Origin of the sequence: Coprococcus sp. AF21-14LB (assembly GCF_003458885.1) — a bacterium.
Taxonomy (GTDB): domain Bacteria; phylum Bacillota; class Clostridia; order Lachnospirales; family Lachnospiraceae; genus UBA9414.
Genome location: NZ_QRVX01000084.1, coordinates 1 through 6,205, shown reverse-complemented (window position 1 = coordinate 6,205; position 6,205 = coordinate 1). Strand labels below are relative to the sequence as shown.

Below are 6,205 nucleotides of genomic sequence, written 5' to 3'. Positions count from 1 at the left end.
CAGCAGTTGGATGTGGAAGCAAAGACAGTGACGGTGGTTCTAAGACAAAAGACGGCAAGACAAAATTAACATTTGGTATGTGGTCTGAAACACAGATGGCTAACATGCAGGCTATGATCGATGAATACGAAAAACAGAATCCAAATGTTGAGATTGAATTACAGTCTTCTTCTTACAAAGAATACTGGACAAAATTCGAAGCTGCTGCAGCTGGTGGAACAGCACCGGATGTAATGTGGATGAACGTACTTCATCTGGACAGCTATAAAGACGCAGGAGTTCTTGCAGATCTTGATGATGCTATCAAAGATGGCGGTCTGGAATTAGAAGGAAACTTCCCGGCAGCTCTGATCGATGCTTATACTCGCGATGGAAAAATGTACGGTATTCCGAAAGACTTCGACACAAACGCATTATTCTACAACAAAGAAATCTTTGACAACGCAGGCGTTGCATATCCGACAGATGACTGGACATATGAGGATCTGTTAGCATGCTGTCAGGAATTAATGGACAAAGGATTGGGCGAAGGTGTATATCCATTTGCTTGTCCGGTTGACTTCCAGACATGGTACTATCAGACAGTATACGCAAATGGCGGATACATTTTAAATGAAGATGCAACAGAAACAGGTTATGATCTTCCGGAAACACAGGAAGGTATTCAGTGCTGGATCGATATGATTGAAAAAGGATATGCTCCAAGCCTCAATGATATCAACGATACATCTGCTGATGCAAGATTCCAGTCCGGTCACCTTGCAATGAACCTTGCTGGTTCCTATATGGTTGCTGAGTATCTTCAGAACGATGCAATCGTAGGAAAAATCGACTGTGTAGAAGTACCGGTTTTCAACGGCAAAGAGCCTAACTGTATCAACGGTCTTTCTTACTCCGTATATGCAAACTCTAAAAACTTAGAAGAAGCTAAGAAATTTGCTGTATGGATGGGAAGCTCTGAAGCTATGGAAATCCAGGGACAGAATGCAACAGTATTCCCGGCAAGAAACGATGCTCAGCACTGCTTCGCAGATTCTTATCCGGAATTAAATATTGCTGCTTACACAAACCATGTTAACGATGCAGTTGCACTTCCGGTATGTGAAAAAGCTGCTGAATTATATGACTTAGAAGCAGAGCAGTTAAAACATGCTTATGATGGTTCTAAAACATTAGAAGAAGTATGTAAGACTCTGAAAGAAGAGGCAGATGCGTTGATCAGCAAATAATTCTGCTAGCGTTATAAAGTAGGTGACTATATGGCAAGAGAGAAAAAACAACAGGTGCAGGTGCCGAAAAAGAAAGCAACTAACCGTGAAAAGAAAGACTGGGTAGCAGGGTATCTCTTTATTGCTCCGGTAGTAATTGGTTTGCTTGTATTTTACATCTTCCCATTTATCCAGAACTTCTGGTTTAGTTTTAACGATGTAAATAAATTTAATATGGCTACATTCTGTGGTATTGAAAATTACAAGAACCTGATTGTAGATAAAGAATTATATCACACACTTTGGAACACATTGAAATATGTTCTGATTACTGTTCCGGTAGGATTGTTTTTATCAATCCTGCTGGCAGCATTACTGAATACTCAGATTCGCGGAAAATCTATTTACCGTACGATTTATTTCCTGCCATCTGTAACAATGTCTGTTGCAGTAGCTTTGATCTGGAAATGGATTTACAATGGTGAATATGGTATTTTAAACGCGGTAATTAAAGTATTTGGCGGAAAAGGACAGAACTGGCTGTCAGATCCAAAAACAGCATTCTACTGCATTATGCTTGTAGGTATCTGGTGTAGCGTCGGCTATAATATGATCATTCTTCTTGCAGGAATGCAGGGAATTTCCAAATCACTTTATGAAGCGGCTGCCATCGATGGAGCTGGCCCGAAAGCTCAGTTTTTCCATGTAACAATACCAATGTTATCACCAACAATTTTCTTCGTTATGATTACTTCTATCATCAGTGGATTCCAGGTATTCGATACAATCTACATGATGGTAGGAAAAACAAGTATGGCATTTGAAAGCACACAGACATTAATCGCTATGTTCTATCGAAATGGTTTCGAGTACGGACAGAAAGGATATGCTGCTGCAATTTCCATCTTTGTATTCTTGTTAATCATGATTGTAACCGCAATTCAGATGTGGGGACAGAAGAAATGGGTTAATTACGACTAAAGGAAGGAGGATTTGATTATGCAAAAGTCAAAAAATATCAGACATCTGATTGTACATATTATCTTGTTGGCCGGCGTTACGATCACAATCACTCCGTTCCTCTGGATGGTATTTACATCATTTAAAACACTTGGAGAATCAATGGCAATTCCACCAACGATTTTCCCGAAACAATTTCAATTGGACGCATACAAGACAATTTTCACATCCATTCCGTTTGCTCAGGTATACATCAACACAATTATTTCAGCAGTAGTAACGGTGCTTGTACAGGTTGCATTCTGTACGATGGCAGCATATGGATTCGGACGTATTGACTTCCCGTTCAAAAACACAATTTTCCTGATTGTATTATCAGTATTGATGGTACCTGGACAGATTTTCCTGATTCCACAGTACTTAATTATTATGAAAATGGGATTGCTTGACACAATTCCGGCGGTATTTATTCCAAACTTATTCAGTGCATTTGGTACTTTCTTAATGAGACAGTTCTTCATGTCACTTCCAAAAGAGCTGGAAGAAGCCGCAATTCTGGATGGATGTAATCGTTTCCAGATTTTTGGAAAGATTATGCTCCCGTTAGTAAAACCGGGAATTGTTTCTCTTGTAATCTTCACAGCGAAGTTTGCATGGAATGACTTTATGTGGCCGATGATTGTAAATACATCACCGACAAAAATGACTCTGGCTCCTGCTCTTTCTACATTGCAGGGACAGTACGGAACAAGATATCCAATGCAGATGGCAGGAGCGGTAATGGCCGTACTTCCAATCATCATCTTGTTCTTCATCTTCCAGAAGCAGTTTATTGAAGGTGTGGCACAGTCAGGTATCAAAGGTTAGTAAATGTTTTAAAGAACGCTGTAAACTTATACATTTGCAGTATCAAAATCATTAGTAACAAAAAAATAAACCGCTGTTCTATGAGTTTGTTATCTCATAGAATAGCGGTTTTTGGCATTTATTAAAGCAGCTTTTGTTATAAAATTATCCTTTAATACCGGATTGAGCAACTCCCTCGATGAACTGTTTCTGGAAAATAAAGAACAGTACAACCATTGGGATAACTGCCATAACTGCACCGGCCATCTGACCTGGGAAGTTTGTGGCGTATTGCCCCTTTAAAAGTGATAATGCTGGTGCCAATGTCATTTTGCTTGGATCCGTATTAACAATCAATGGCCACATAAAGTCATTCCATGCAAATTTTGCAGTGAAGATGACAAGTGATACGATACCAGCTTTTACAAGTGGCAACATGATTTTTCCAAAAATCTGGAAACGATTACATCCATCTAACAGCGCAGCTTCTTCAAGTTCCTTCGGCAGAGACATAAAGAACTGTCTTAGCAGGAAGGTACCGAATGCACTGAATAAGTTTGGTAAGAACAACGCAGGTATCGTGTTGATCAATCCAAGTTTCTGGATGATTAAATACTGTGGTACGAGGAAGATCTGTCCAGGCACCATCAGGATGGAAAGAATTACTACGAAAATGATATTCTTTCCTGGGAATTCCAAGCGTCCAAATGCATATCCTGCCATTGTACAGAATGCTACTTGAACAGCTGTTGTAATAATTGTTGTAATAATTGTGTTAGTATATACTGTACCAAAGTCCAGTGTTTCAAAAATCTTCGTGTATGCATCTAACTGGAAATGTGCCGGGAAGATTGTTGGTGGTATCTGCATGGATTCACCGATTGTCTTGAAGGAAGAAAGTACCATCCAAAGAAATGGGAATACTGTAATACCGATACCAAGAATTAAGATTAAATGAATTAACCAGTTTTTTCTTGATTTCATTCGTTCTGTTCCTCCTTATTTTAATCGTAATTAACCCACTTTTTCTGACCCCACATCTGGACTGCTGTAATTGCCATAATGATGACAAACATAAAGATGGAGATCGCAGCGGCATATCCTTTGTAGCCATAACTAAACGCATTCTGATAGAAGAGAACGTTCATTGTGTAAGAAGGTTTATATGCCGGATTGTCAGGTCCAATCATCATATAAATACTATCAAATACCTGGAATGCACCAATTAATCCTGTTACTAACAAGAAGAAAATACTTGGTGTTACAAGCGGGAATGTAATTTTAAAGAACTTCTGAATAGGACCTGCACCATCAATGGAAGCAGCTTCATAGTAGCTCTTTGAAATTCCCTGCATACCCGCCAGTAAAATGATTACGTTATAACCAACACTGCCCCAGATTGCGACAATCATAACACAATAAAGCGCCGTACTTGGATCTGAAAGCCAACTTCTGCCCTGGATTCCAAAGATAGATAATACTTCATTTAAAATACCGTAATCACCATTAAAAATCCATTTCCATACCAAGCTACAGCTACTGCCATTGTTACAGAAGGAAGGAAATAAATTGTACGGTAGAAAGATTTTCCTTTGATATCTGCGTTCAAAAGTGCTGCTATTGCTACAGAAAGGAATAATCCGATTGGCGTTGTAATTAAAGCGTACTTAACTGTATTCCATAATGCGCGGCCAAGTTCAGGCTCTTTTGCCAGATTTTTGTAGTTCTCAAGTCCGACAAAGGTTGCCATATTAAATTTGTTTACATCATTAAAACTAAACCAGAAGTTCTGGAAAAATGGCCATATGTAGAAAATTGCCAAACCAATTGTAACCGGTGCAATAAATACATAAGCAGCAAACCAGTCTTTTTTCTCGCGTTTACTTGCTTTGTGCTTAACTACGACCTTTTTTTCTTTTTCTTTACTCATAGAAACACCTGCTTTATCTGAAATTATTTGCTGTTCATTTTTTCAAGAATAGGCTTTGTCTCTTCGTCAATCTTCTTACCTGCGTCTTCCATAGTCATTTCACCTGACCATACTTTCTGCATGTATTCACTTGTTACTGTTCCGATTTCAGAAGTAGCTTTGCAATGTGGTAACACATGTGTTTCTTCAAGGTTTGCTAAGAACACCTGAAGATTTAACTCTGGTCTTGTTTCAAGATATAATTCCTGAGATTCATTTCTTGCAGAGATAACACTTCCGGCAGATCCCTGAATATCCATAGCTTCTTTTCCGCCGAGCCATTCTACAAATTTAAGAGCTTCTTCTTCGTTCTTTGTACCTTCGTATACAGCGTATCCAAGACCGTTGATGATATCTGTTTTCTTACCGTTGAAAGAAGGTCTGGAAACAACATCATATTTTCCGGCAATATTTTCATTCTGCTCATATTCTGCAATCATGTAGTTACCAGACATGTACATAGCAATTTTACCAGCTTCGAACATTGCGTCCGGTGTTGTATCTGTCATCTGCTGAAGTGTTGGAGAATATCCTTCTTTTACAAGATCAGACCAGATTGTGATACCTTCTACTGTCTTAGGATCAGAATATCCTGTAGCTGTATAATCATCATTGTAGACATATCCGCCATTAGCGATAATAGTTGCATTGAAGTTTGTCTGTCCTGAGTTGTAGTTTACTGCTGTAGGATAAACGCCTTCGCCAAGATCAGCAGCGTCTAAAGCTTCACAAGCTGCCCAGAAATCTTCCATTGTCCAATCATCTGTCGGGTAAGCAAGTCCTGCTTTGTCGAATAATTCTTTGTTGTAGAATAAACCATTTGTATCAAAATCTTTCGGAATTGCATAAAGCTTTCCATCGATTGTGTAACCGTCTGCAAGAGCTGCCGGGAAGTTTGTTTCCATATCAAGATTTTCTCCTACTTTAGAAAGATCTTTCAGGATTCCGGCTTCAACATATTCTTCTACATGAAGAATATTCATCCACATGATATCGCAAGCATCATTACCTGTAGCAGAAGCCTCTAATTTTGTCCAGTATTCAGACCATGTAGATAACTGTGTCTCGACTGTTACATTTGGATTTTCTTCCTCGTATTTGTCGATCATTTTCTGCATAACCTTTTGCTGTGTTTCATCCCAAAGAGCCATTGTTAATTTTGTCTTGCCGTCTTTTGTCTTAGAACCGCCGTCACTGTCTTTGCTTCCACATCCAACTGCTA

At 39.0% G+C, this 6,205-nt stretch carries 5 protein-coding genes and 1 pseudogene; 3 read left to right on the top strand and 3 right to left on the bottom strand.

Annotated features, from left to right (window positions below; genetic code table 11):
• From DWX73_RS12650 to DWX73_RS12640, 3 genes are all read left to right on the top strand, one after another.
• A partial coding sequence (locus DWX73_RS12650; RefSeq protein ID WP_147334793.1) for an ABC transporter substrate-binding protein occupies nucleotides 1-1,229 on the top strand: 1,229 nt, incomplete at its 5' end.
• Nucleotides 1,230-1,259: 30 nt separating this feature from the next.
• Nucleotides 1,260-2,189 (top strand): carbohydrate ABC transporter permease, encoded by a 930-nt coding sequence (locus tag DWX73_RS12645; protein ID WP_118349073.1) that lies wholly within the window; start codon nucleotides 1,260-1,262, stop codon nucleotides 2,187-2,189.
• 18 nt (nucleotides 2,190-2,207) lie between these two features.
• Entirely contained in the window at nucleotides 2,208-3,035 is an 828-nt protein-coding gene (locus tag DWX73_RS12640) for a carbohydrate ABC transporter permease (protein WP_118349072.1), read from the top strand.
• A 144-nt stretch (nucleotides 3,036-3,179) separates the two neighbouring features.
• Here DWX73_RS12640 and DWX73_RS12635 read toward each other — a convergent pair whose 3' ends face one another.
• The 3 genes and pseudogenes from DWX73_RS12635 to DWX73_RS12625 form a co-directional block, all read right to left on the bottom strand.
• A complete protein-coding gene (locus tag DWX73_RS12635; RefSeq protein ID WP_118349071.1) occupies nucleotides 3,180-3,998 on the bottom strand; it encodes a carbohydrate ABC transporter permease in 819 nt (272 codons plus the stop codon).
• A gap of 20 nt (nucleotides 3,999-4,018) precedes the next feature.
• A pseudogene (locus DWX73_RS15660) lies at nucleotides 4,019-4,944 on the bottom strand (carbohydrate ABC transporter permease).
• Nucleotides 4,945-4,967: 23 nt separating this feature from the next.
• A partial coding sequence (locus tag DWX73_RS12625) for an ABC transporter substrate-binding protein (protein WP_147334792.1) occupies nucleotides 4,968-6,205 on the bottom strand: 1,238 nt, incomplete at its 5' end.

Coding starts and splice junctions, on each gene's coding strand:
- DWX73_RS12645 (WP_118349073.1), top strand. CDS start 1,260: ATGGCAAGAGAGAAAAAACAACAGGTGCAGGTGCCGAAAAAGAAAGCA.
- DWX73_RS12640 (WP_118349072.1), top strand. CDS start 2,208: ATGCAAAAGTCAAAAAATATCAGACATCTGATTGTACATATTATCTTG.
- DWX73_RS12635 (WP_118349071.1), bottom strand. CDS start 3,998: ATGAAATCAAGAAAAAACTGGTTAATTCATTTAATCTTAATTCTTGGT.